General features: G+C 70.3%; 20 protein-coding genes. 4 read left to right on the top strand and 16 right to left on the bottom strand.

Annotation, left to right across the window (positions count from 1 at the left end; translation table 11 throughout):
• Window positions 1-18: 18 nt before the first annotated feature.
• Entirely contained in the window at window positions 19-1,446 is a 1,428-nt protein-coding gene (gene glmU / locus IPK71_28405; protein MBK8217667.1) for a bifunctional UDP-N-acetylglucosamine diphosphorylase/glucosamine-1-phosphate N-acetyltransferase GlmU, read from the top strand.
• Between the two features lie 66 nt (window positions 1,447-1,512).
• Here glmU and IPK71_28400 read toward each other — a convergent pair whose 3' ends face one another.
• On the bottom strand, window positions 1,513-5,514 hold the full coding sequence (locus IPK71_28400; protein ID MBK8217666.1) for a protein kinase: 4,002 nt from the start codon (window positions 5,512-5,514) through the stop codon (window positions 1,513-1,515).
• Complete coding sequence (locus tag IPK71_28395) at window positions 5,511-6,140, bottom strand: RlmE family RNA methyltransferase (protein ID MBK8217665.1); 630 nt, start codon at window positions 6,138-6,140, stop codon at window positions 5,511-5,513. The genes IPK71_28400 and IPK71_28395 overlap by 4 nt, the downstream gene beginning before the upstream one ends.
• 186 nt (window positions 6,141-6,326) lie before the next feature.
• On the opposite strand from IPK71_28395, the gene IPK71_28390 reads away from it, so the two are divergent.
• Window positions 6,327-6,500 carry a hypothetical protein gene (locus tag IPK71_28390; GenBank protein ID MBK8217664.1) on the top strand — a complete coding sequence of 58 codons (174 nt, stop codon included), beginning with the start codon at window positions 6,327-6,329 and terminating at the stop codon, window positions 6,498-6,500.
• 17 nt (window positions 6,501-6,517) lie between these two features.
• Here IPK71_28390 and IPK71_28385 read toward each other — a convergent pair whose 3' ends face one another.
• The 9 genes from IPK71_28385 to IPK71_28345 all read right to left on the bottom strand — a co-directional run bounded on the left by IPK71_28385 (window position 6,518) and on the right by IPK71_28345 (window position 15,497).
• Entirely contained in the window at window positions 6,518-7,147 is a 630-nt protein-coding gene (locus IPK71_28385; protein ID MBK8217663.1) for a hypothetical protein, read from the bottom strand.
• Between the two features lie 175 nt (window positions 7,148-7,322).
• The gene (gene rplC / locus IPK71_28380; GenBank protein MBK8217662.1) at window positions 7,323-7,988 is read right to left on the bottom strand and encodes a 50S ribosomal protein L3; all 666 of its coding nucleotides are present in this window, start codon (window positions 7,986-7,988) and stop codon (window positions 7,323-7,325) included.
• A gap of 251 nt (window positions 7,989-8,239) precedes the next feature.
• Window positions 8,240-9,388 carry a hypothetical protein gene (locus IPK71_28375; protein MBK8217661.1) on the bottom strand — a complete coding sequence of 383 codons (1,149 nt, stop codon included), beginning with the start codon at window positions 9,386-9,388 and terminating at the stop codon, window positions 8,240-8,242.
• A gap of 12 nt (window positions 9,389-9,400) precedes the next feature.
• Window positions 9,401-10,078, bottom strand: a complete 678-nt coding sequence (locus IPK71_28370; protein ID MBK8217660.1) for an amino acid ABC transporter ATP-binding protein — start codon at window positions 10,076-10,078, stop codon at window positions 9,401-9,403.
• Window positions 10,075-11,628: an ABC transporter permease subunit gene (locus tag IPK71_28365; protein MBK8217659.1), complete on the bottom strand. Its 1,554-nt coding sequence runs from the start codon at window positions 11,626-11,628 to the stop codon at window positions 10,075-10,077. The genes IPK71_28370 and IPK71_28365 overlap by 4 nt, the downstream gene beginning before the upstream one ends.
• A 135-nt stretch (window positions 11,629-11,763) precedes the next feature.
• A complete protein-coding gene (locus tag IPK71_28360; protein MBK8217658.1) occupies window positions 11,764-13,683 on the bottom strand; it encodes a hypothetical protein in 1,920 nt (639 codons plus the stop codon).
• Window positions 13,684-13,749: 66 nt separating this feature from the next.
• On the bottom strand, window positions 13,750-14,286 hold the full coding sequence (locus IPK71_28355) for a peroxiredoxin (GenBank protein MBK8217657.1): 537 nt from the start codon (window positions 14,284-14,286) through the stop codon (window positions 13,750-13,752).
• Between the two features lie 135 nt (window positions 14,287-14,421).
• On the bottom strand, window positions 14,422-14,772 hold the full coding sequence (rplS, locus tag IPK71_28350; protein MBK8217656.1) for a 50S ribosomal protein L19: 351 nt from the start codon (window positions 14,770-14,772) through the stop codon (window positions 14,422-14,424).
• Between the two features lie 194 nt (window positions 14,773-14,966).
• Window positions 14,967-15,497 (bottom strand): hypothetical protein, encoded by a 531-nt coding sequence (locus IPK71_28345; protein MBK8217655.1) that lies wholly within the window; start codon window positions 15,495-15,497, stop codon window positions 14,967-14,969.
• A gap of 184 nt (window positions 15,498-15,681) precedes the next feature.
• Between IPK71_28345 and IPK71_28340 the strand changes: the two genes are divergently transcribed.
• Complete coding sequence (locus IPK71_28340; protein ID MBK8217654.1) at window positions 15,682-16,308, top strand: hypothetical protein; 627 nt, start codon at window positions 15,682-15,684, stop codon at window positions 16,306-16,308.
• Between the two features lie 4 nt (window positions 16,309-16,312).
• On the opposite strand, the gene IPK71_28335 is transcribed toward IPK71_28340, so the two are convergent.
• The 3 genes from IPK71_28335 to IPK71_28325 form a co-directional block, all read right to left on the bottom strand.
• The gene (locus IPK71_28335) at window positions 16,313-17,671 is read right to left on the bottom strand and encodes an MBL fold metallo-hydrolase (protein MBK8217653.1); all 1,359 of its coding nucleotides are present in this window, start codon (window positions 17,669-17,671) and stop codon (window positions 16,313-16,315) included.
• A gap of 67 nt (window positions 17,672-17,738) precedes the next feature.
• Complete coding sequence (locus tag IPK71_28330; GenBank protein MBK8217652.1) at window positions 17,739-19,157, bottom strand: L,D-transpeptidase; 1,419 nt, start codon at window positions 19,155-19,157, stop codon at window positions 17,739-17,741.
• A gap of 319 nt (window positions 19,158-19,476) precedes the next feature.
• On the bottom strand, window positions 19,477-21,366 hold the full coding sequence (locus IPK71_28325) for a protein kinase (protein ID MBK8217651.1): 1,890 nt from the start codon (window positions 21,364-21,366) through the stop codon (window positions 19,477-19,479).
• A 73-nt stretch (window positions 21,367-21,439) separates the two neighbouring features.
• Here IPK71_28325 and IPK71_28320 point away from each other — a divergent pair, with 73 nt between their 5' ends.
• Window positions 21,440-22,156 (top strand): methyltransferase, encoded by a 717-nt coding sequence (locus IPK71_28320; GenBank protein ID MBK8217650.1) that lies wholly within the window; start codon window positions 21,440-21,442, stop codon window positions 22,154-22,156.
• Here the strand turns inward: IPK71_28320 and IPK71_28315 are convergent.
• Window positions 22,146-22,535: a hypothetical protein gene (locus tag IPK71_28315; GenBank protein ID MBK8217649.1), complete on the bottom strand. Its 390-nt coding sequence runs from the start codon at window positions 22,533-22,535 to the stop codon at window positions 22,146-22,148. The two genes, IPK71_28320 and IPK71_28315, sit on opposite strands and share 11 nt — an antisense overlap.
• Window positions 22,536-22,597: 62 nt before the next feature.
• On the bottom strand, window positions 22,598-23,584 hold the full coding sequence (locus IPK71_28310) for a DUF1570 domain-containing protein (GenBank protein MBK8217648.1): 987 nt from the start codon (window positions 23,582-23,584) through the stop codon (window positions 22,598-22,600).
• Window positions 23,585-23,662: the final 78 nt, after the last annotated feature.

The following is a 23,662-nucleotide window of genomic DNA, read 5'->3' as shown; positions in this document are numbered from 1 at the left end:
CTCATCCACGGAGAGCCCATGTCGTCACTCACGGCCAAGACCACCGCCCTCATCCTCGCCGCCGGGCAGGGAACCCGCATGAAGAGCGCCCTCCCCAAGGTGCTCCACCCGGTGTGCGGCCGCCCGCTCGTCGCGTATCCGGTGCAAGCCGCGTTCGACGCGGGGTGTCACGACGTGGTCGTGGTCGTGGGGCACGGGCGTGAGCTCGTCGAGGCCGCGCTGAAGAAGGAGTTCGGCGATCGCGTGCGCACGGCCCTCCAATCCGAGCAGAAGGGGACGGGCGACGCCGCGCGCGCGGGCATCGGGGCCATCCCGGCCGACACCGAGCGCGTGCTCGTCTACTACGGAGACGTCCCGCTCCTCTCGGGCGACGACGTGCGCGCGGTCGCGACGGCGCTCGACGACGATCCGGTCGCCGGGCTCGCGCTCGCCACCTGTTCCATCGAGAACCCGCAGGGCTACGGCCGCGTGCTCCGCGACGCGCTCGGGCACATCGTCGAGATCCGCGAGCAGAAAGACCTGAAGACCGACGAGGAGCGCGCCGTCCGCGAGATAAACCCTGGCATCTACGCGTCGAGCCTCGCCTTCCTCCAAGAAGCGCTCGAGAGCCTCACGCCGAACAACGCGCAGAAGGAGTACTACCTCACCGACATCGTCGCCTTCGCGGCGAACCGCGGGCGCCGTGTGCTCGGTGTGCCCTCGCGCGCCGACGTCATGGAAGGCGCGAACGACCGCGCCCAGCTCGCGGCCCTCGAAGAGCAGATGCAGGCGCGCATCGTCCGCAAGCACCGCCTCGACGGGGTGACCGTGCGGGCGGGGGCGCGCATCGACTCCACCGTGACCATCGGCAAAGACGCCACCATCGAGGCCTACGCGGTGCTGCGCGGCAAGACGCAGGTGGGGCCGGGCGCGTTCGTCGACGTGGGCTCGGTGCTCACCGACGTCGTCGTCGAAGAGGGGGCGCACCTCAAGCCGTACACGGTGGCGACCCAGTCGACCATCGGAAAAAAGGCGCAAATCGGGCCGTTTTCGCACCTGCGCCCGGAGAGCACGATCGGCGAGGACGCCCACGTCGGCAACTTCGTCGAGACCAAGAAGACCACCATGGACAAGGGCGCGAAGGCGAACCACCTCGCGTACCTCGGCGACGGCGTGATCGGCGCCGGCGCGAACATCGGCGCGGGCACCATCTTCTGCAACTACGACGGCTACCAGAAGCACACGACCACCATCGGGGCGGGCGCGTTCATCGGGAGCGACTCGCAGCTCGTGGCGCCCGTGACGATCGGGGAGGGGGCGTACGTGGCCACCGGCACCACCGTGACGAAATCGGTGCCTGCCGACGCGCTCGCGATCTCGCGCGTGAAACAAGAGAACAAGGACGGCTACGCCGCGAAGCTCAAGGCCCGCATGAAGGCCGCCAAAGAGGCCGCCGCGAAGAAGTGAACGCCCTTGGAAGTGTCGGAATGAGCTCGGGTTTCCTGCGGCTCTCGGTCCGCAGGAGACCCGACCTCAGGCGCCCGTGGCGCCCGCCGGCTCGGCGCCGTCGATGACACGCTTGAGCGATCCTGGCACGAGCCCGTAGGCCTCGGCCGCCGCCACGAGGCCGGCGTTCTGCGCCACGTTCACGAGGAACTCCCTCGCGTACGGCGTGCCGCGTAGACCATCGACCCTCAAGACGAGCCGCGGCATGGCGCGCTCGATCGCGAACCGGGCGTCGCGGAGGCGGCCCATGTCGACGTACGCGTCGTGCAGGGCGAGGAAGATCGGGGCCTCGTTGAGGAGCGACGGGGAGCCGTCCTCGAGGAGGGTCACGGCCTCGAGGGCGAGCTCTTGGGCGCGTTCGGGTTCCCCGAGTCGGCGCTCGGCCTCGGCCCACACGCCGAGGGCCACGGGCACGAGGTCGAGCATCTTCGTCGAGCGGTAGGCGCCAGCCGCGGTCTTGAGCAGGGTGCGCGCGCGCTCGACGTCGGCCGTGTCGTTGCTGCGGAGGAGCTCGACGCCGCGATAGTAAAGCACTCCGAGCGTCGCGCGATCGTGGGGGACCCATCCCCCCGCCGCGGCGCCGTCGGCGAGGCCGCGCGGTTCGGCGAGGAGGGCGATCGTGTCGTCGTTCGGGCGAGGGCTCCCGTCGTCTTGCGTGTCGTCGGCGCGGTGCTCCTTCGGCCGAGGGGTCCCGAAGGTCGCCGCCCAGCAGAGCAGGATCATCTGCCCGTGACGGATGACCCCGGCGCTCCCGACAGCCTGACCGAGCGCGATGCCCGCGTCGATGGCGAGCCTGGCCTCGGCCTTCGCGCCGACCGTCGTGAGCGCGAAGCCCACGTTGATGGTCAGCATCGCCTCTTGGGTCTTGAGGCCGGCCTGGCACGCCGCCTCCGCCGCGCTCCTCCGCGCCTCGAGCGCGGCCCCCACTTCGCCCCGGGCTTGCCGAACGACGGCGAGCGTTTGCCAGGCGTCGACCGCGGCGCCCGGGATTCTCTGCCGGGCGGCGATCTCGAGCAGCTCTTCGGCCACGTCGGCGGCGCGCGTGAGCTGACCCGCGAACGCCGAGCGCGCCGCGAGCACCGCCGCGCTCTTGGCTTCTTCGTCGAAAAGTCCCAATTCTCTCGCAGACTTACGGACCTCGTCGAGCCCCTCGAGGGTGTCGGGTCCGCCGCCCTTCGCGTCCTCGTAGCGGAGCCTCGCACCCCGCGCGCGCACGCCGCTCGCGGCGTCGTAGATGGAGTCTTCCATGGCCGACACGGCGGTCTCGCGATCGGCCGCGCGAGGGTCGAGGCGAACGTGGGCCTCGTCGAGCAGGAAGGCGCGCGCGAACTGCGTGGGCTTGTCCTCGGCGAACGCGAGGGCCTTCTCGGCGTACGACGCGGCGTCGGCGTGGGCGCTCGCGGCGAGCGCGCGCCTCGCGGCCCTCTCGAGGTAGGTCGCGGCGTCCTTCGGGCGCCCACCGAGCTCGAGGTGCCGCGCGACGGTGGCGTCGTCCTCGCCGAGGCTCGCGAGCCAGAACCCGGCCTTCGCGTGGAGCTCGCGGAGCTCGTCGTCCCCGAGGGAGGCGTAGGCCACCTCGCGCGTGAGCGCGTGTTTGAACGCCCACTCGCGGGTGTCTCGAAAGCGCGACGTGGCCTGCTCCACGAGCAGCTCGGCGGCCCCGAGCGCACGGAGCGCCTCCGGAGCACCACGCACGCCGAGGCTCTCGAGGCCCGCGTCCCACCCCTGGAGACCGAACACCGACAGCTTCGCGATCGCGTCGCGGAGCTCTTCGTCGAGCGCGTCGAGGTGCACCTGGATGGCGGCCTCGATCGTGAGCGCGCCCGTCGCGTCGCGCCCTTGGGCGGCGAGCCGCGAGAGCTCCTCGGCGAACAGCGGAGACCCCGCGGCCTGCGCCGCGATCGCCTCGAGGGCTGCCTCGCCGGCCTCGCCCGAGGCGCGCTCTCCGAGCATGGCCTTGGCGATCGCGCGCACCGTGCGCTTCGCCAAGGGGCGGAGCTCGATGCGCACGTGATCGCGCGACGAGAACCTCTTGCCGTTCTCACGCAGGAACGAGGGCCGCGCCGTGACGAGCACGCAGAGCGGGTGCTTCGCGGCGCGCCCCATGACGTGATCGAGCCACGAGAGGCTCTCGGCGTCGGCCCACTGGGCGTCCTCGAGGGCGAGGAGCAGCGGGCCCTTCGCGGTGGCCCCGAGCGTCGCCTCGGTGAGCGCGAGCCAGAGGGCGTCGCGCGCGCCGCGAAAGTCGACCGACGTGGGCATGACCTCGTTCGTGAGGAGGCGCCCGAGGAGCTCTCGGTTGCGGTCGTCGATCGGACCTCCGCGCCCGTGGGTCAGCTCGGAGAGCGCCTCGGTGAGCTCCTCGCTGCTCGCCCCTTTGGGCAAGTGCGCGAGCGCCCTCGCGACGTCTCCCATGACGCTGAGCGCCTGCCCCTTCGAGAACGACTCGCACCGGACGAGCGCGAGCTTGGGCGACGTGGGGTGCGAGCCGATCCCTGCGAGCGCCTCGCGGCGGAGGCGGGTCTTGCCGATGCCGGGCAAGCCCGTGACCGAGATGAAGATGGGCGTTTTGTCCTCGGCGCTGCGCTCGTAGGCCGACAGGATCTGGGCGAGCTCCGCTTCGCGGCCCACGAACGGCGCGCCTCCCACGAGCTCGCGCCGCGCGATGACGGCGCCGCCCACGACCGCGGTCCCGTCGGCGCGGAGCTGAAACTCGTACCGGCCGCGGGCGAGCTCGCTCGTCGTCGTGTCGGCCAGCACCTGGCCCCTTCGTGCGTCTCTCGCGAGCGCAGCGGCCCGGTCCACGACCTCTCCCGTCGGCTTCGTGCGATCGATGCGCGAGCGCCCCGTCGCGATCCCGACGGCCGCGTTCGTCTTCGCGAGGCGCATGCCGAGGTCGAGCGCGCGCGCCGCCTCGTCCCCGAGCGTTTTGTGCACGCCGAAGTGCGCGACGATCGCGTCCCCGCCGAGCTCGGTGGCCTCCGCACCTCGTGCGCGGAGGTGGGAGAGTAGGCGATGCCTCGCCGGCCCTTTCGGGACGAAGGTCGCGAGGATGCTCGTGACGAGGCGCTGCCCCCCGAGGCCTCGGGACGTCGAGAGCACGATGCTCCCCACGCTCATCGGCGGCTCGGTCGCGAGCAGGTGGGCGCTCGGGGCCTCGGGCTCGTCGAGCTCGTGACGAATGCGGCGGAGCTCTTCGGCCACCTCACGGGCGGTGTCGGGACGCTCGTCGGGGAAGGTCGACAGCATGCGCCCGAGCAGCTCGTCGAGCGAGAGGGGCGCGTCGGGGAAGAGCTCGCGGAGGCGCGGCGCCGGGGTAGTGACGAGCTTGGCGAGCACGGCGATCGGGGTCGGCCCGACGTGCGGTGGCCTCCCCGTGAGCATCTCGAAGAGCGTGGCCCCGAGGCTGTATATGTCGGAGCGCGAGTCGACCTCGGACTCTCCCCGGGCCTGCTCGGGCGCCATGTACGCCGGGGTGCCGACGATGGCCCCTGTCTTCGTGAGGCGCGCGTCCTCGGCGCTCGCGACGCCGAAGTCGACGAGCTTGGTCACGAACGGGCCCGAGGTGCCCTCGGCGCTCCCCACCAAGAACACGTTCGAGGGCTTCACGTCGCGGTGGACGATGCCGGCCTCGTGCGCTGCCGTGAGCGCGTCGGCCACTTGGGCGGCGACCTCGATCGACTCGGCCACGGTGAGCGGCTTGCGCTTCTGCCGCTGGGCGATGTCCTCGCCCTCGAGCCACTCCATGGCCACGTAGGGTTGGCCCTCGTCGAGCTGGCCGAACGCGACCACCTTGACGATGCCCGGGGCCGACAGCCCCGCGAGCACCCGGCCTTCACGCGCGAACCGCGCCTCTTCGCCCGCGTCGACGCCGGAGATCGCGATCACCTTGAGCGCCACGGTCTGCGCCGTGATGCGGTCGAGCGCGCGAAACACGATGCCCACGCCGCCGCGCCCCACCTCGCGCTCGACGACGAAACGGCCGCCCATGACGAGCGGCGTGTCGTGCTCCCCCACACCGGCCATCATGGCGACGCCCCCTCGGCGCCCGGAGCCTTGGCTGCGCGTTTTCTCTCGCCGATCACGAACACCTCGTAGCTGTTCGTGCGGGTGCCCTCGGGGCGGATCGTGCGCTCCACCTCGAAGATGCGCTTTACCGCGGCCTTCGCGAGGGAGAAGTCCTCGCCCATGAAGATCTTTCCCACGAACGCCCCCCCAGGCTTCAAGAGCGCCTCGGCCACGCCGAGGGCCCGCATGAAAAGCTCGAAGCTCCGCGTCTGGTCTCCGAGCCGGTTCCCCGTCGTGTTCGGCGCCATGTCCGATAAGACGACGTCGTACGGGAAAAACTTCGACAGCGCCTCGGTTTCGAGCGAGAGGGCGTCGCCGATGAAAAACTCCGCCTGCGGAGGGAGCGTCGTCTCGAGGGGCTTCAGGTCCATGGCGAGCAGGTGGCCCTTCGCGCCGACCTTCCCCGCCGCGTAGAGCGCCCAGCTCCCCGGAGACGCGCCGAGCTCGAGCACGCTCTGACCCGGGCGAAGGAGCCGCGTGCGCTGGTCGATCTCCTCGAGCTTGAAGACGCTCCGGGCCGGGTATCCGGCCTTTTTGGCTTCGACGGTGAAGCGGTCGGCGCCTTTGTAAGGGTTTTTCCGCTTCATGGGACGACGGCTCGGTTCGCGCGGTTCGGCGTTCGGTGCGACGCGCGGGCCGATCGTGTGGTCCCGCGGTGGGGATCCGGTCGGATCCACCGACTCTCCTTGTCGCGCCTTTTTTCGCGAAAATCACGGCTTATTTCGTTGGCCTCCGGGTTGCAATCCCCGTGGGCACAACCCGAGAGGTGCGCCGTGACCATCAAGAGCCTCTTCCACGTCCAGTCGCGTTCGATCCGCCCCGCCCCGAAGCCCGACACCTCGTCCGAGACGATCGAGATCGCGGTCGTGTGGGACGAGGACCGCCCCCTCCGTGGGGTGTCCGAGCAGTCGTGGATGCGCGCGCGCGGCTGGTCGACCGAAGACTGAGCGTCGTGTAGCAGGCTTCAGAACGTGCCCACGAGACCCGCCCGTCCCGGCCCGAGGACCGGAGTGATCGCGATCTTCGCTGCGTCGTTCCGTACGGCGAACGTGCGCGGGGCCGTGAGGCCCACGACGAGCATCGCGGCACCGGCCGCCTGCGCGAGGCCGTCGACCACGAGGACGAGCTTGGCCGTGTCGCTCGACGCATCCTTCAAGTGAAGGAAGGGCCCCGCCACGGGCACGTACAGAGCTCCGGCGTTGCGCTCTCGGTTCGTGTCGTCGAGCGCGGCCGCGGTGAGCGCCGTGAGCAGGTAGAGCGAGCCGAAGGTGACGGCGCCGCCGATCACGAGGCCGCTCCGCACGCCGCCCTCGAGGTGGTAGCCGGCGGGCGCCGCTCGGTCGTCGTCCCAGCGCATGCGGGCGGGCCCCGAGGGGCTCTCGCTTTCGTTCGGCTCGGGGGTCGAAGCGCGCGGCGAGGGGGGCGCTTGCGGGGTCTTCGTCTCGGGCGGCGTCGCCTCCACGGCGGGGACATTCACGACGGCCGGGGCGGTGGCCGGCGGCGGCTCTTCCGCACGAGCCAGACGGGGGACGAGAGAGAGCCCGACGAGGGAGAGCGGGGCGACCCATCCAACAAAATGACGCATTGCCTTCATGTGGGCAGCAAGTGCGTCAAAGTCAATGCTGCGAATAACGCAATGCGAAACAAAAGCGCCACGAGGGCCCTGGCGACACCCCGCCATCGCGCCATAACGCCCGAGAATCGCAGCACAAAAGCAAAGCGCCTCGCGAGGTCCGCGAGGCGCCTTCGAGCCGAAGCTCAGCCGTCGATCAGGAGTTGCCCTTGAGGCGCTTCTTGACCGCGTGGCGGATGACGACGATGCCCGACTTCGCGCCGGGGATACCACCCTCGATGAGGAGGAGGTTCTTCTCGGCGTCGACGCGCGCGATCTTGAGGTTGAGGATGCTGACCGTCTCGTCGCCGTACTGCCCGCTCATTTTGAGGTTCGGGAGCGTGCGGCCCGGGGTCATGTTCGTACCGATCGAGCCACCGTGACGGCGGTACTCGTGCGTGCCGTGCGTCTGCACGCCGCCCGCGAAGTTCCAGCGGCGCATGACGCCGGTGTAGCCGCGGCCGCGGGTCTTGCCCTGCGCGTCGATGAACTGGCCTTCCTTGAAGACCTCGTCGAGCTTGATCGTGGCGCCGACCTCGAACTTGGCGGCGAAGTCGGGCTCGCAGCGGAGCTCGCGCACGACGCGCTTCGGGGTGACGTTCGCCTTCTTGAAGACGCCGAGCTCGGGCTTCGTGACGTGCTTCTCCTTGGCGTCGTTCATGCCGAGGACGAGGGCCGTGTAGCCGTCCTTCTCGGGGGTGCGCTTGGCGACCACCACGACGGGGCCAGCCTTGACGACGCACACGCGCTTGACGTTGCCGTCGGCGGCGAAATACTGAGTGAAACCAATCTTTTCGCCGATGATGCCGGGCTGCTGATTCATAATCGATTCTCCTTGCGTACCCCGAGAAGGGAAACCCCCGAGGAGATGCCGGCCGTTTGGCGTTTCGCCGAGGTTTCCCTAGGCTGAACCGGTCCACAGGGTACGCTGGACCAGGGGGACGAGCCCCACGCCGCGAGCCACCTCGCGGGGCGCGCACCATGGCAAACCCCCGCCCCCGAGTCAAGCGCTCCTGGGGCGTCTCGCGCGTCTCGGTCAACGAGGCCGAACGGCTCGAAAAGGCAGCCTTTTGGCTACTCGCCGGCGATCGGGATCGTGAGGGTGCCCGCGAGGCGAAAGATCCCCTTCGCGTCGGGGGACTCGGACTGCATGCGCGCGTCCGCCAGCCGGAGCACGAGCTGGGTGCGCGTCCGCGTCTCGACGACGGCGCTGCCCATGTCCGCCTCCCACACCTTCTCGCCCGCAGCCCCCGAGATCCCGGTCCCCTCGAAGTACACCACGTTCACCCGATCGAATCGGGAGAGCGACACGGTCTCCCCTTCGCGCGGGAGGTGCCCGGACGGGAACGCGACGCGGAGGGTCCGCGCCGTGCCGCTCGTCGTGTCGGTGAAGAGCGCGGAGCGACGGTCGTTCGTGAACGGGTAGCTTGCGTCCTTCAGGGAGAGCTGGCTCGTCGCGAGCGAGGCCTGCACGAAGTTCGGCGCCTCGCCCGTGATGGGCTCGTTCTCGGGGTTGCTCACGGCCAGGCTGGCCGCGCCGCCGGTCGCGTCGGGGAGCTTGGCGAGGGGCACCGTGACCGTGCCCTCGAGGGTGAACACGTCTTGGCCTGGCCCCTGGCCGAACTGGCCGACGGTCTGGAGGCGCAGCGTGACCTGGGTGGCCGAGATCGCCTCGACGAGGACCGCGCCGTCCCCGCCTGCGCGATGCGCCGTGCCTGTCGCGGGGTACGTCTCGACCCGAGCGCGTCGCGGGGGGAGCGCGGTCTGTGTGCTCGCCTCGGCTTGGAATCGCTCGGTGGCGTCGAGGGTCTGTGTGTCGTCGTACAGCGTGATCTCGATCGTGCGAAACGCGGCGATGGCGCGGTCTTCGGTGAGGCGCACGGTGAGCACCGAGCCGCCGCTCGGTCGCGGGCGAAGCTCCGCCGAGCCCTCCTTCGGGACGAAGGTGCCGAGCTTTGCCTGGGTCGGGAGCCCTGCCACGGCCTTCGCTTCGAGCGTGCCCGAGACGGGCCCCGGTGCAGGAGCGGCGTCCGCGGCGTCGGGGCGTGAGCCGTCGACGGGGGTGGCGTCGGGGCTCGCGCCGTCCGCCGTGCTCGCCTCGGGGATGGCGCCGTCGGCGGAGCTCGCCGCATCTGCCGTGGGAGGCTCGGGGGTCGACCCGCACGCCACGAACGGAAGCGCGGCGCCGAGCGCGAAGGGAAAAAAGACGTGAAAGACCCGCATGATACGAAGCTATCACCCGGTTTCCGTCAGGCGCCCGTCGTGCATGGTGAATCGTGCCGAAGCGGCATCCGCGAGGCCCTGGTCGTGGGTCACGGCGAGGACCGTGGTGCCCCCGGCGGCGAGCTCTCCGAAGAGCTTCCCGAGCTCCACTTTTCGCTTCGGATCGAGGGCGCTCGTCGGCTCGTCGAGGAGGAGCACCGCGGGCTCGAGCACCAGCGCCCGCGCGAGCGCGACACGTTGGGCTTGCCCCCCCGAGAGCTCTCCCGGGTACACGCTGGCCTTCTCGGCGACCCCGAGGCGCTCGAGCATCGCCATCGCCCTCTCGCGCGCGGCTCCGTCGCCGAGCCCGCGCACGTGGCGGAGCGCGAGCGTCACGTTCTCGACGACGCGAAGGTGAGGGAAGAGGTTCGGCTCTTGAAGGACGAGCACGGCCTTCCTCCGGAGCTGCAGCTTCAGCGCTTCGTCGCACGTGCCAGGCGCGAGCGTCATACCCGCGACACGCACCTCGCCGCGCGAGAACGGCAAGAACCCCGACAGCACGCGGAGCAGCGTCGACTTGCCCGAGCCCGACTCGCCCACGAGCGCCACGAACGAGCCTCGCTCCACCGTGAAGGTCACGTCGTCGAGCCTCTGCGGACGCTCTCCTTCGGCGGCCTCGGTGTCGACCGAGAGCCCTCGCGTGACGATCATGGCTTGGCCTCCGGGCGCGATTTCCGCGAGGCGCGCGCCTCGAACCGACGCGCGAGGCGCGCGAGGGGGTAGCTCATGGAGAGGTACAGGAGCGCGCACGCGAGGCCCGGTCCGCTCCACGATCTCACGTCGACTGCGGTGATGGACATCTGCTTTGTCAGCTCGACGACGGTGATCACGCTCACGAGCGAGCTGTCCTTGAGGAGCGAGACGAAATCGCTCGTGACGTTGGGGAGCGCGAGCCGCACCGCCTGCGGCACGACGACGCTCCGTACGACGCGGAAGCGCGAGAGCCCGAGGGCGAGCCCGGCCTCGGTGTGCCCCTCGGGGACGGCCTGGATGCCCGCGCGGTACGCCTCGGCCTCGTACGCCGCGTAGTTGAGCCCGAGCGCCAGCACGGCTGCGAACGGCGCCGGGAGCTTCACCCAGGGGGCGAGGCCGAAGTAGAGCAAGTAGAGCTGAAGGAGCAGCGGCGTACCTCGCATCACCTCGACGTACGTCGTCGCCATCGCCGACACGGGCCGACCGCCGTAGGTGCGAAGGCACGCGAGCGCGAGCCCGAGCGGCGCGGCGAGGGCCATGCCCGCGAGGGAGAGCGTGAGCGTGACGAGCGCGGCCCGGAGCAGCAAGACGAGGCGCGGGAGGTCGAACACGGGCTCGGGGCCCTCGGGCGCGGGCGTGGTGCTCTCGGGCGCGGGCGGTGGCAGGGCTCCGGCGTCGGCGCCCCCGTCGAGGCTCGTAGCGCTCGCGGGAGGTGGCTGGCCGAGCGCCGCGGCTTGCGCGGGTGCGTCCCACGTCATGAGCTTCTCGTCGCGTGGCTCGAGCAGCTTGGCGCGAGCGAGGATGTCCCGGAGCTCCCCCTTCGTGATCATGTCGCCGAGCGCGGCGTCGACGGCATCGCGCAGGCCCGGCTCCGAGCGCCGCGTCGCGACCGCGTAGAACCCGGGCTCCACGTCTCCGGAGACGACGAGCGACTTCTTTCCGGCCGAGTAGCGGACGGCGATGAGGTCGTCGAGCAGCACCCCGTCGATGCGCCCGTTCTCGAGGTCGATGTAGGGCTCGAGGCACCCTTCGTACGGCACCGGCACGGCGCCCGCTTCGCGCACGATCTCGAACGAGCGCGTGCCCGCGAGGGAGCCGATACGCTTCCCTTTCATCGCGTCGCGGGTGGGCGCGAGCGGGGCGTTCGCGCGGGTCATGAGGCGCGAGGCGTAGGTCTTGTACGGTCGTGTGTAAAGTACACGTGGTACGCGCGAGGCCGTCATCTCGAAGCCGTTCAGGATCACGTCGAACGTGCCACGGTCGAGCGCCGGCACCAGGGCGGACCAGTCGTTCTGCACGAACACGGCCTTCGCGCCGAGCCTCTTGGCGATGCCGTCGGCCACCTCGACCTCGAACCCCACGCGCTCGCCCTTCGCGTTCTCGTGCACGAACGGCTCGCCCCCTTGGACGTCACCTCCCCAGCGGAACGTCTTCGTGGTGGTGACGCGGCGGAGCCCAGGGTCTTGAGTCTCTTCGCCGGCGTGCGCCTCGGTCGCGGCCGCGAGCACGCTCGTGAGGCACAGGGCGGCGAGGGTGGCTTTCCCCGGAGTCACGCGGCGAGCGTACCCCGAACGACGACGCGCCCCACGGACGAAATCCGTAGGGCGCGTAGAGGGCTCTCGCCCGTCACGGCTTCGAGGTCGTCAGGGCGTCGGGTAGACGCAGCGGAGGCCGAGCTTGCCGTACTTGTTGAGGAGGTGCGACGAGTGGGTGGTCCCGATGCCGTGGCCCTCGAACGAGCCATTTTTCGCCCACGTCATCGACGACGCGAACGGCGTCGCGGCCGCCGGGTTCGAGATCGTGCCCGTGATCTCCATGAGCCCGTCGTTCAGCGAGTGGCCGTTCGCGCTCCTGCCGCGGAGCCGCCCGGGCGCCCCGATGAACACGGCGTAGTCGGTGCCGACGAGGTTCGGGTACTCGTACGAGTAGAGGAAGTTCGCGTACTCGATGCTCTGGTTCGCCGCGGGAGCGAAGGGGCTGCCGGCGGCGCGGAGGCTCTCGTCGGTCGCGGTGGGGAAGCGGTTGCCGGCGAAGGTCGCGCTGCCTTGGCCCTTCGGCACCGGGCTCGCGCCCCACGGGTAAGTGCTCGCGCCCCACGCGGCGTCGTACTCCGCACGGGTCTGGAGGCGGCCGCCGTCCCAGATGCAGAACGACTGCGCCATGAGGTAGTTCACGCAGTTGAGCCCCTTCGTGTCGTCCACGTCCTGGCTCACCACGTGGGGAATGTCGCCCATGTAGGAGGACTGCACCTGCGGTGTCATCCAGTAGGTGTGCGTACCGGGCGCGCTCACGTAGCAGCCCGTCTGGCTCTGCGTGTTGTTGCGGAAGATGAAGCCGCCGAGGTGACGCCACACGCTCGTATACACGCCGGGGATGGGCGTCGCGTCGTTCTGCGAGCCCTCGGCGAGCTCGGCGGCGTTGGTGTTGCCGTCGAAGCTCGTGGGCAGGTACGGGTCCCACGCGGCGTTCATGGCCGCGCCCGGGGGGATTCGGCCCGCGGCGCGCTCGCCCTGGATGAACCCGCGCACGTTGCCGCCGATCGACGTGAGGAACGCGCGCATGCGGCCCGCCGTGACGCCGTACTTGCCGAGGTGCGTGTCGGCCATGCCCGGCACGGGCGCCGTCGCGCAGCAGCTCTCGTGGGTGGCGCCGACCTGGCCCACCTCACCGCGACCGCAGGTGTCGCCGCCGAACCGCGCCACGCAGCTCCGCCGCGGGGCGCACTTGAAGTTGTACGAGCAACCGTCCGATGCGCAGTCGTTCGCGACCTTGCAGCTCTTCGCGGCCGCGCACTTCGGGTTGCCCGCGCCGCCGCAGTCGACGTCGGTCTCGGTGCCGTTCTTCACGGCGTCGGTCGGGGTGGGCGCGCGGCACGTTCCCCCCGTGCACACGCGGCTCGTGCAGTCGTCGCCGACGTTGCACATCTTGGTGTCGGCGCACGCGGGCGCCGTGGGCCCGCCGCAGTCGACGTCGGTCTCGGTGCCGTTCTTCACGCCGTCGATCGCCGGGGCCTTGCACGTGCCCGCGTCGCACACGCCGCTCACGCAGTCGGTCTTCTGCACGCACTTGAGGCCCGTCGCGCACTTCGGGGCGATCGCGCCGCCGCAGTCGATGTCGCTCTCGTCGCCGTTCTTGGTGAGGTCGTCGCCCTTGGGCGCTTGGCACCGGAGGCCCTGACCGTCGCCCATGTCTTTGCAGACGCTGCTCGTGCAATCGAGGCGCGTGAGGCACTTCTTGCCGTCCTCACAGGCCTTCTTCGTGATGCCGCCGCAGTCGACGTCGGTCTCGTCGTTGTTTTGGACGCCGTCGGTGTTGGAGGCGACCGCACACTTGCCCGTTGGCAGACAGATCTTCGACGAGCAGTCGTCGGGCTTCTCGCAGTCGGCCTTGGGGCCGTCCGGAGCGGCGTCGGGCGTGCTCGTGGGGACCGTCGTCGTTGGGGTCGTGGACGTCGGCACCGCGGCGTCCACCGTGCCTTCCGGGTCGGGCGTGCTGGAGCACGCGACGGGCACGGCGACGAGCGAAGCGAGCAGGGTGAAGCCGAGCACGCGAGTACGGTTCATCGATCCTCCGGGTGGCGCGAGAGAGCGCCATCTTCGATGGTACGAGGATCTATGCCGTGATGCACGTCACCCGTTCGGGTGGGCCCCGGCCGAGGTGACCGCGGCCGCGTCAGCCTCGGGGGCCGCCTCGCGCGCCTCGGGCTCGAGCCTGGCGACGACCGCGCGCACCCCGTCGACGTGGGCCGAGGCGTTCAGCTCGCCCTCGAAAATGCCAGCGATTTCGCCGTGTTTGGAGATGACGTAGGTCAGCCTTCGGACGCGCCCGAAGAGGGAGAGCAGCACGCTCCTCGCGTCGTACGCGTCGGCGAGGGCACGGTCCTCGTCCGCCACGAGCGGAAAGGGGATGCGGTTTTCCCGGGCGAACCTCTCGTGGGACTCGTTCGAGTCGGTCGAGATGCCGATGACCTCGGTGTCGCGGGAGACGAGCTCGGGGTAGAGCTCACGGAAGCCACACGCCTCACGCGTGCAGACCAAGGTGAAGTCGGCCGGGTAGAAGAACAGGACGACGTTCTTCTTTCCGCGGTAGTCGGCGAGGCGAACGTTCTGGCCGTTGCTAGCGACGACGTCGAATTCCGGGGCGAGTTGACCGATGCGGAGGCTCACAGCCCTGACGATGCCACCGAACGGACGGGCGTTGCGAGCCGAGCGGGATCGGGCCGTTCCTTTTCGAACAAAAAAGCCGAGGCGCGGCAGCCTCGTGGGCCAGCCGCGCCTTCGTCCCTTCGCGAGGTGTCGGGCTCAGGCGTCTTTCTGGTCGCGGACGCGGGCGGCCTTGCCCTGCAGCTCGCGGAGGTAGAAGAGGCGCGCGCGGCGAACCACGCCACGCGAGACGACCTCGATCTTGTCGATGCGGGGCGAGTGCGAGAGGAAGACGCGCTCGACGCCGACACCGAAGCTCACCTTACGGACGGTGAAGGTGCTGCGGGCGCCCGCGCGGTGCCGCTTGAGGACGACGCCCTGGAAGACCTGGATGCGGTCCTTGTCGCCTTCGACGATTTTGTAGTGAACGCGAACGGTGTCGCCGACGCGAAAATCGACCGACTCCCGAAGCTGCGACGACTCGAGGTCCGCGATGATGGGGGTGTTCATGGCAAATTCTTCCGTTTCTCTCGAAGGTCCGGGCGGGAGGCTTGGCCTCTACGCCTCGCGAGGGGACGCTAGGGACGCGCGGAGTTACCACCCACCCCACCCCCTGTCAATGGACGCTCGGGGCCCTCACGAAATGCGCGACGCCCGCTCCCCGGAAGGAAGCGGGCGCCGACGGAAGAAGGCTCGGAAGGAGCTCAGGCCTTCTTGGGGGTGACGAGCTGCCAGCGCTCGCCGAGGTACGAGCCGATGAGCGTGAAGAGCACGCCGATTCCCCCCAGGATCACATAGAGGAAGGCCGGGAGGGTGCGCACCGTCTGGCTCGCATGAAGGAGGTAAGTGGACGGAATCGCTACCAAAAATGCGGCGATCATGGGCTCGATGAAGGTGCGCCCCGGGGAGATCATGCCGACCAGCAGCCCCCCGACGAACCACACCGGGATGCACACGATCATGCCGTTGCCGCCCTCGAAGTCGATGGCGCGGATGAGCCAGGGCAGGCCGAAGACCACGGCGCCCGTGAGGAGCGCCTGCACGGCCAGGGCGATCAGCGTCCACTGCACCGAGAGCCCGTCTTGTTGGTATCGGCGATCGGCCTCGTCCTCCTTGGAGCGGGCCGAGCCCTCGAGCGACTCGATCTTGGCGCCGCAGGACCCGCAGCGCTGGGACCCTTCGGGGTTCTTGTCGAAGCCGCAGGACGGACAGGTGACGAGCTTGTTCGAGGCCATCCCCGGCAGCATACGCAAGGTCTTCGACTCTTCGCAAAGTCTTTCCGGGAACCTCGGGAACCTCCCCGTGCAGGCGTTGTCGGTACGGTGTACCTTCTCTCCCATCGTTAGGCCCAAGCGTCCCGAGCCCACCGTGCACAGCGCGTCTCACACCCCCTCGCACCCTCCGATCTCGGGAGGCCCCGTGTCTCGCCCCTCCGAGGACGAGCTCGATCCGGAGCTGCTCGCCCTCCCGGATCCGCCGAAGCAGGGCCTCTGGGCGACCGTGCTCCTCCTCGTCGTGACGGCCCTGGCCTCCCTCGCCATGGTGGCCTCCCTCCGAAAAGACGTGGCCTATGCCTTCGCCTCCGCCATCCCCCGCGAGCTCGGCGACCTCGGGGCCGTCGATTTCCGCGGGGTCGAGGGCAACGAGCTCGTGCACGCCAAGGCCATGCTCGGCGGCGGCGGGGCCATTCGCTACGAACGCCCTTTCGACTCGGGGAGCTACCGCCTCGCGCCGGTCGTCGGGCACCCGAACGTGTGGGTCGAGATGCACGTGCCCCCGGGGGCCGAGTCGGGCCGTTTCGTCCCTCCCCAGGAGTTCTCCGGGCGCCTCGTGAAGTTCTCCGCCGTCGGTCCGAAGCACCGCGGTCTCGCGGGCTCGATCGCCTCGGCGACGGGCCAAGTGGTGCCGGAAGGCGCGTTTTTGCTCGCCGAGGGGGAGCGCCCCGACAACGCCCGCTGGGCCGTCGTGCTCGTGGTGCTCTTCTCGATTTTCGCCGCGTGGAACGTGCTCACCGTGGCGAAGCTCGTGCGCCCCGCCAAAGAGTGACGCCTCAGCCCGGTCGTTGACCGAACTTCTGCTCGCCCAGGTAGGTGGCGAAGGCCTCTTGGGCCTCGCGATCGCCGTGGTGGAGCGCGAGCCTCCGAGGTGTGGGAAGGTGCGATAGCCAGCCGAGCAGCTCTTTGCGGTCGGCGTGCGCGGAGAGGCCCTTCAGCGTCGCGATGCGCGCGCGGACCTTCACCTCTTCGCCGTCGAGGCGGACCCCGCGCCCGCTCTTGGCCGCGTCTTGGATGCGGCGTCCTGGGGTGCCCTCGGCTTGGTGACCGACGAAGAGCACGGTGGTCGACGGGTCGGGGAGGCCGTCGACGAGGTGGCGAACGATGCGGCCGCCTGTGCACATGCCGCTCCCGGCGATGACGAGCAGGGGGCCCGGGAGGTCGGCGAGCTTCCGCGAGTCTCGCCCGTGTTTGATCGGGAAGAGGGTCTTCCAGTCGAGGACGTCGTCGTCCCCATGGGCCATCTTCTCGACGCTCTCCTTGTCGAAGAGGCGCGAGAAGCGCTTGTAGGTGTCGGTCACGGCGAGGCCCATGGGGGTGTCGAGCGCCACGGGGAACGCGGGCACCCGGCCCGACTCGACGAGCTCGTTCAGGTAGTAAAGCAGCGTCTGGGTTCGGCCGATCGCGAAGCTCGGGACGAGCACGCGGCTCTTCTTCGCCACGGCGTCGAGCAAAATGGCCTCGAAATCGCCGAGCACGTCGTCGTGTCCGTGGGCGTGCTCGCGGCTCCCGTACGTGGTCTCGACGACCACGACGTCGAAGGGGCGGCTCATGTCCCACGTGGTGTTCGGATCGCGCAAGATGGGCGCGCCGGGGCGGCCGAGGTCCCCCGAGACGAGGGCCGAGGAGCGCGCGCTCCGCACCTCGACGCTCGCGGAGCCCAAGATGTGGCCGGCCTCGCGGAAGGCGAGCGAGATGCCCGGGAGCGCCTCGCGGAGCACGTCGTACGGGAAGGGGCGCGAGAGCGCGTCGAAGCGCGTGAGGAATGCACGTATCTCGGCGGTGGACGCGCGCTGCATCTCGAGGGCGTCCTCGAGCGAGAGCCGGGTGACGGCGAGCGTGGCCGCGGTGCCGAAGATGGGGCCTTGGTAGCCGCCCTCGAGCAGCGCGGGCAGGCTGCCGACGTGATCGTTGTGGCCGTGCGTGAGGACGACCGCGGCGGTGTCGCGGGCCGCTTCGGGGAAGACGAAATCGTGCGCGTCGCGGCCTTGAGGCACGCCGCAGTCGACCAAGACAGCCGATTTTCCGAGCTCGATGCGGGTCATCGCGCCGGTCACGCAGTCGTGGGCGCCGAGTAGGCGGAGCTCGCCGTCGGGGAGGGGATGCACACGCTCGCACGCGACGATGTCGGTCATCCCGCGAGCATCGCAGGATCGCGCGAGAGGCGAAAGCCCACCTGTCCGCGCGGCACCCGGAGCCGCCTCAGTAGCGCACGTTGACGGTCGTGCCTTTGTTGTCGGCCGAGATCACGCCGTGCCAGCCCTCGGGCACCTGGGGGTCGGTCCACATGAAGATGCGGCGCGCGTCGACCGGCGCGATGTTCACGCACCCGTGGCTGCGCGGCGTGCCGAACACGTCGTGCCAGTAGGCCGTGTGGAGCGCGTAGGCGCCCTCGAAGTACTGGACCCACGGCACGTCGCGGAGCTCGAACGTGCCCGAGCCGCGGCGGAGCTGCTTGCCGTCCTTGTCCTTGGGCGGGCCGCTCGCCGGGGCGCCCTCGGGCTTGCCGTTCGAGTCCATCGTCGCCGTGACGTGTTTGTTCTTGATGCGGAACGTGCCCTGAATCGTGCTCTTCGTGGTCTTCGGATCGCCGGCGCCGTCTTGTCCGGTCGAGACGAGCGTGGCGTACACGGGCTTTTTGCCCTCCCACAGCACGAGGACCTGGTTCTCGATCGAGACGTCGATCCACTTCTCGCCTTTGGCGGCGACGGGGGGCAGCTCGCCGGGCGCACGCGCCACGTGCAAGTCCTTGGATTTCATCCAGGTTCCGCCCTCGAGCTCGCGCTCTTGCCACTCGTCTTTGCCCCGGAGCTGGCCGGTGAGCTTGACTGGGGTGCGGGCCTTTTTGTTGCCTTCGTCGTGTTTGAGGAAGGCCATGGGGAAGCCCCACTTCTCGAGCTCGACGCCGTGGAAGCGCGAGGCCGTGTCGGGTTTGACCTTGGTCGTCGGGATGAGGCGGAGGTCGACCGTGACCGCGAACGGGCGGTTCAGGTGCTCCTTGTCGGTCTTGAAATAGCCGACGAAGGCGAGGCCCGAGTGGCGGATCACGCGGTTCGCGAAGATGGCGCCGTCGGGGACGGTGAAGCCGGAGACGTTCGGGATGAGGCGCTTCGTGCCGTCGAGCCAGAAGGGGGGCGGGTCGGCGTCGGACTTTCCGCCGAACAGCTCGCCGGCGCTCATCTCGGTGGAGAGCTTCTGGGGCTTGTACCCGAAGGCCTCGACGTCGTTCGCGCCGAGCACCACGGCGTTCATCTTGTCGCCCTTCTTTTCCCACGTGGCGAGGTGCTCTTTGAGGCTCATCTCGCTCTTGAGCTGCATGTCCTTCGTGGGGATCCGAAGGTACTGGGGCGCGACGGCGCGCACGAAGCCGTACGCGTAGGGGAGGGGCTTCGACACGTCGGGGCGCACGCTCGCGGCGCGCACGAGCGGGGCCTCGAGGTCCAGCGTGGCCGATTTGCCCACGCACACGAATCCCTTGGGCTCGACCTTCACCCACCCACCGGGCGCGGGGCACTCGCCGTTGGCCGTCGGATCTCCGACGCGCGGTACGATGGCTCCCATGCGCAGGTAGCCGACCTTCGTCGAGGCGGTGCTCGGCTTCTCGAAGATCTTGGTCTCCATGTCGAGCGCGGCGACGCACGCGCCCTTGCATGCGGGGTTCGGTTTGCTCGGCGTGGTGGCCGAGCTCAGCGCCGCCACGCTCACCTCGGCGTCGTCGGCTCCCCCGTCGGCTCCGGATGCGTCTTTCTTGCAGCCCGCGGCGCCGACTCCGGCGACGAGCGCAGCAGCGAGGAGGGCGAGGGCGGAGGCAGGGCGGTACGGCATGGTCACGGCGGGCCCACCATGAAGCGGGCCGAGAGCCTTTGCCAGAAAACGGTCCTTTTTTCCACCGGGGCGGGCCTGTGGGCCTCTCCGCGGCGGTGCCACCTCGGGAAACGCGCTACTTCACGGGGCGCTCGACGACCATGAGCCCCACCGAAAAGACGCCGTTCTTCGAGGGCTTCGGCATCTTCAGGGACGAGGTGCGCGCCGCGATGCAGGCCTCGTAGGCGGGGCAGCTCGGTCCGAGTGGGAGCCCCGGAGAGAAGCCCACGTGGCGGAGCGATCCGGAGGTCGTGACCTCGTAGCGCGCGTCGAGCGAGAGCCAGGGCTCGTCGCGCACGACCTTGTCGATGCGCAGGCACGCGAGCGGGGCGCATGCGCGGAACGACGGGACGGCCGCGTCGAACGCCGCGAGCGCCTCACCTCCGGCCATGCCGTACGGGGTCATGTCGGCACCCGAACGGGTCATCACGCGTGTTACGCGGGGTGACGTCGGTACGCTCGCGTCGAAGGAAGCGGGTGAGGACGGCGAGGAGGATGGCGTCGGAGACACGCTCGCGTCGAGGGCTCCCGCGTCTTTGCGCTTGCTCGACGGCGCCGCAGGGGCCTTGGCGCTGCCGGACGCGCTCGCCACGAGAGCGGGCTCGTCGTCGGGCTCCGTGCTCGAGGCGGACGTTGCCAACCCCGCGTCTTTGTTTGGATTTGTGGCGGCCGTGGGCGGCGGCTCCTCGCCGTGCCACACCGCGTAGCCGACCCCTACGCCGATCCCCGCGACGGCGAGCAGTCCGAGGCCCAGGCCCAGGACGACGAGCCCGACCGAGCTCCGCGCCGGCGCGTGCGGCGTTTGGGCCGCGGGAAAACCGGTCTGCCCTTGAGCGGGAGCCTGGGCCGTAGGGGGTGGTCCGTAGGGCGGCGCGGCCGTGGGCGGAGGGCCGTAGGCCGGCGCCGGAGACGTGGTCGGTGCGCCGTAGACAGGCCCCACGCTCGCGGCCGCGTGAGGTGGCCCGAACGGAGGGAGCGCGGGGGGCGACGGGTGGGTGGGCGGCGCGGCCGCGACGGTGGGGCCGAACGGCGAGGGGCTCGGCCCGAGGGCCGGCGTGCCTGGTGTGACCGACTGCGCGAGGTGCGACATCGGCAGGAGCGCCGCGGACGACGGGGCCTTCTGCACGAAGACCAAGAGCGCCTCGCGGAGGGCGTCGGCGGTTTGGAACCTGTGCGAGGGATCCTTGGCCATCGCGCGCTCGACGATCGCAGAGAGGCGCGGATCGATGCCTCTCACGACGCTCGTCAGCGGCGGCGGCGGCACGCGGACGATCTGCTCGAGGGCCTGTTCGAACGGGGCGTTCTCGTCGATGGGGAGCCTGCCGGAGAGCACGTGGTAGAGCGTGGCCCCGGCGGCGTACACGTCGGTGCGGCCGTCGATCGTGCCCGCGAGGGCCTGCTCGGGCGCCATGTATGCCGGCGTGCCGACCATGGTGCCGCGCACGGTGATCGGCGCCTCTCCCGTGAGCTTCGCGACCCCGAAGTCGACCACCTTGGCGAGGAAGAGCCCCGGCCCCATCGGCACGAGGCACACGTTGTCGGGCTTCACGTCGCGGTGGACGATGCCCGCGCGGTGGGCCGTGGCGAGCGCGTCGAGCACCTGGGTCATGAGGAGGCACCCGAGCTCGACCGGGATCGCGCCCTCGCGCCCGAGCTTCTGCCCGAGGGACTCGCCCGGCAGCCGCTCCATGACGAGCATCGGTGGCTCGCCAGAAAGCCATTGGAAATCCGTGACTTGTACGATGTTGGGGTGACCGAGAGCGGCGGCCGCGCGGGCCTCCCGTTCGAAGCGCCGCACGTCGTCCGGGGAGAGGGCCGCGCCCTGCCGCAAGAGGAGCTTGATGGCGACGGGCCGCCCGAGGCGCTCGTGGGTGGCCTCGTAGACGGCGCCCATCGCCCCGCGGCCGAGCAATCGCCCGACGCGGTACGCGCCGCCGAGGAGCCTGCCTTCGATGCCCTGGGTCACCCTGGAAGGATGGCACGACCCCGAGGCGCCGAGGTGCCTTTCCGAACGGCGGGTGGTTTTGCGACACTGGGGCATGCCCCCCGAAGACGAGCCGCTCGAGCGGCGCGCCCGCACCCACGCCGAGCGCCTCGCGTTCGTGCGCGAGCACACGGCGTCGAGGCCGGTGCCCCTCGTCCCCGAGATCTCGGTGCGCGTGGCGAGCGAGGTGACGCCGCTCTGGCACGCGACCGAGGCGTGGCTCGCGTCGCGAGGGATCGATCCGCCGTTCTGGGCGTTCCCGTGGGCGGGCGGTCAGGTGCTCGCGAGGTACCTGCTCGACACGCCCGCCGAGGTGCGAGATCTCCGCGTGCTCGACTTCGCGTCGGGCTCGGGGCTCGTGGCGATCGCCGCGGCGAGGGCCGGCGCACGAGAGGTGGTCGCGGTCGACATCGATCCCTTGGCGATCGCCGCGACGGAGCTCAACGCGGAGGCTTCGGGGGTGAGCGTCGAGGCGCGCGCAGAGGACGTCACCGGCCACGGGCTCGCCGATCGGTTCGACGTCGTGCTCGCCGGCGACGTGTTCTACGACGCGGCCGCGGCTGCCCGTTTTTTGCCATGGTTCCGGGAGCTTGCGGCCTCCGGGGTGCGGGTGCTCGTGGGGGACCCGGGGCGCACCTACGTGCCGACGCGAGGGGTCTCGTGCCTCTTCCGCGCCGACGTGCCGGTGCCGCTCGGGCTCGAGAGCCGCGAGACGCTCGCGTCGCGTGTGCTGTCGGTCGAGCCTATGGGGGACGTTCGACCTACTTCTTGACGCACTCGCCGAGGCACACCTTGCAGTCGCCCGAGGGTGCGCTCGTGACGACCGGAGACGCCCCGTCCTTGCGCCGAATGGTGCCCTTCGCGTTGTCGAAGCAGCGGGCCGCGCAGTCGGTCGCGCCGCCGCAGTCGACGTCGCACGTGGAGCCGTCGAGGCATTTCGCGTAGCAGGCCTCGCCCGCCTTGCAGGTCATGGTGCACGTTCGACCGGCGGGGCACTCGCAGCTCTGCGCGTCGCACGCGACCACGAGCGGGCCCGCGTCGGCCGGGTCGGCGACGGTCTCGGTGTCTCCGCACGCGCCGAGCGCGACGAAGAAAAGAGCCGTGAGCGGCGCGAGGCAAGCGAGGCGGGCGGGGCGAGCGGCGAAGGGCATGCGCGCCGGGATCTAGTGCACCACCCGCGGAACACAAGCCGGAATCGTGGCGCGAACCTCCGTCACAGGCGCGAGAGCCAGCCGAGGAACGCACGGTCGGCCTCGACGGGGGTCATGCCGACGACACGCGTGAACGCCTTCTCGCCGGACGGGTCGGCGTCGCGTTCGTCTCGGAAGGCGTGGTAAAAGTCCCAGAGCTTGCCGCGCTCGTCGAGCCACTGGCACACGTACCGCGCGAGCGCGTAGTGGAGGGACTCGTCGTCGTCGCGGAAGGTCTCGTCGCTCATGCCGAAGAGGGTGTGGGGCAAGGCCTTCGGGCGCTCGCCGGACGCGAGGGCTTGTTTGAGCCTCGGGAGGCGCCAGTTCTTCACGCCGTGGATCTCGCCGGGCTTCGTGAACGCGGGGGCCTCGAAGACGGACGCGATCCCCTCGTTCAGCCAGGTCGGCGCGCGTGGGAAATCGGCCTCGACCAAGGGGTGCACGAGCTCGTGGGTGAGCGTCCCGAGGCCGAGGCCCGCGTTCATCACCATCCACCGCTCGCTCGGCCAGTAGAAACCGTACGGCGAGATGCACGGCTCGTGGATCGCCGCTTTGCAGAACGCGCCGTACGAGGCCGCGTCCCCGAAGAGGTACACGGTGATGGCCTCGCGGGGTGTCTTCGCGAACCGCCCGTTCGTGAACGCGGCGAGCGCGCGCGTGACGAGGTCCCGGCTCTGCGCGAACGCCCCTCCGGTGAAGCCCCTCGCCCCGACGAGGAGGAACACCCCGCCCACCGTCGCCGTCTCGATGCCCTTGCCGAGCCTCGTGTGGGCGTCCGCATCGCGGACCCCGAGGTCGTGTGCGAGATCGTAGTTGGGTGTAGTCGAGGGTGGAGGTCCTTTCGTCGTGACCTCGGCCGGCGCGACGGCGGCTTCGGGCTCTGGGCTCGACGGGGCGAGCTTCGGCGCGGCGAGCGGGGCAGGCGGAGGTGTGCTCTTGGGGGTCGGATCGCGCGGGGCCGAGCAGCCCAGGGCGAGGGCCACGACGGCCAAGAGGAGCGTGGGCACCACGGGAAAGGGGCGGTCGGCTTCGCCACGCGTCGCCGGAATTTCGACTCTTGGACAGCTCTTCACCCCCTCCCGTCGCGC

Source organism: Myxococcales bacterium (assembly GCA_016712525.1).
Taxonomy (GTDB): domain Bacteria; phylum Myxococcota_A; class Polyangia; order Polyangiales; family Polyangiaceae; genus JAAFHV01.
The sequence above is the reverse complement of the archived record's forward strand: the minus strand, read 5'-3'. Positions and strand labels throughout refer to the sequence as shown.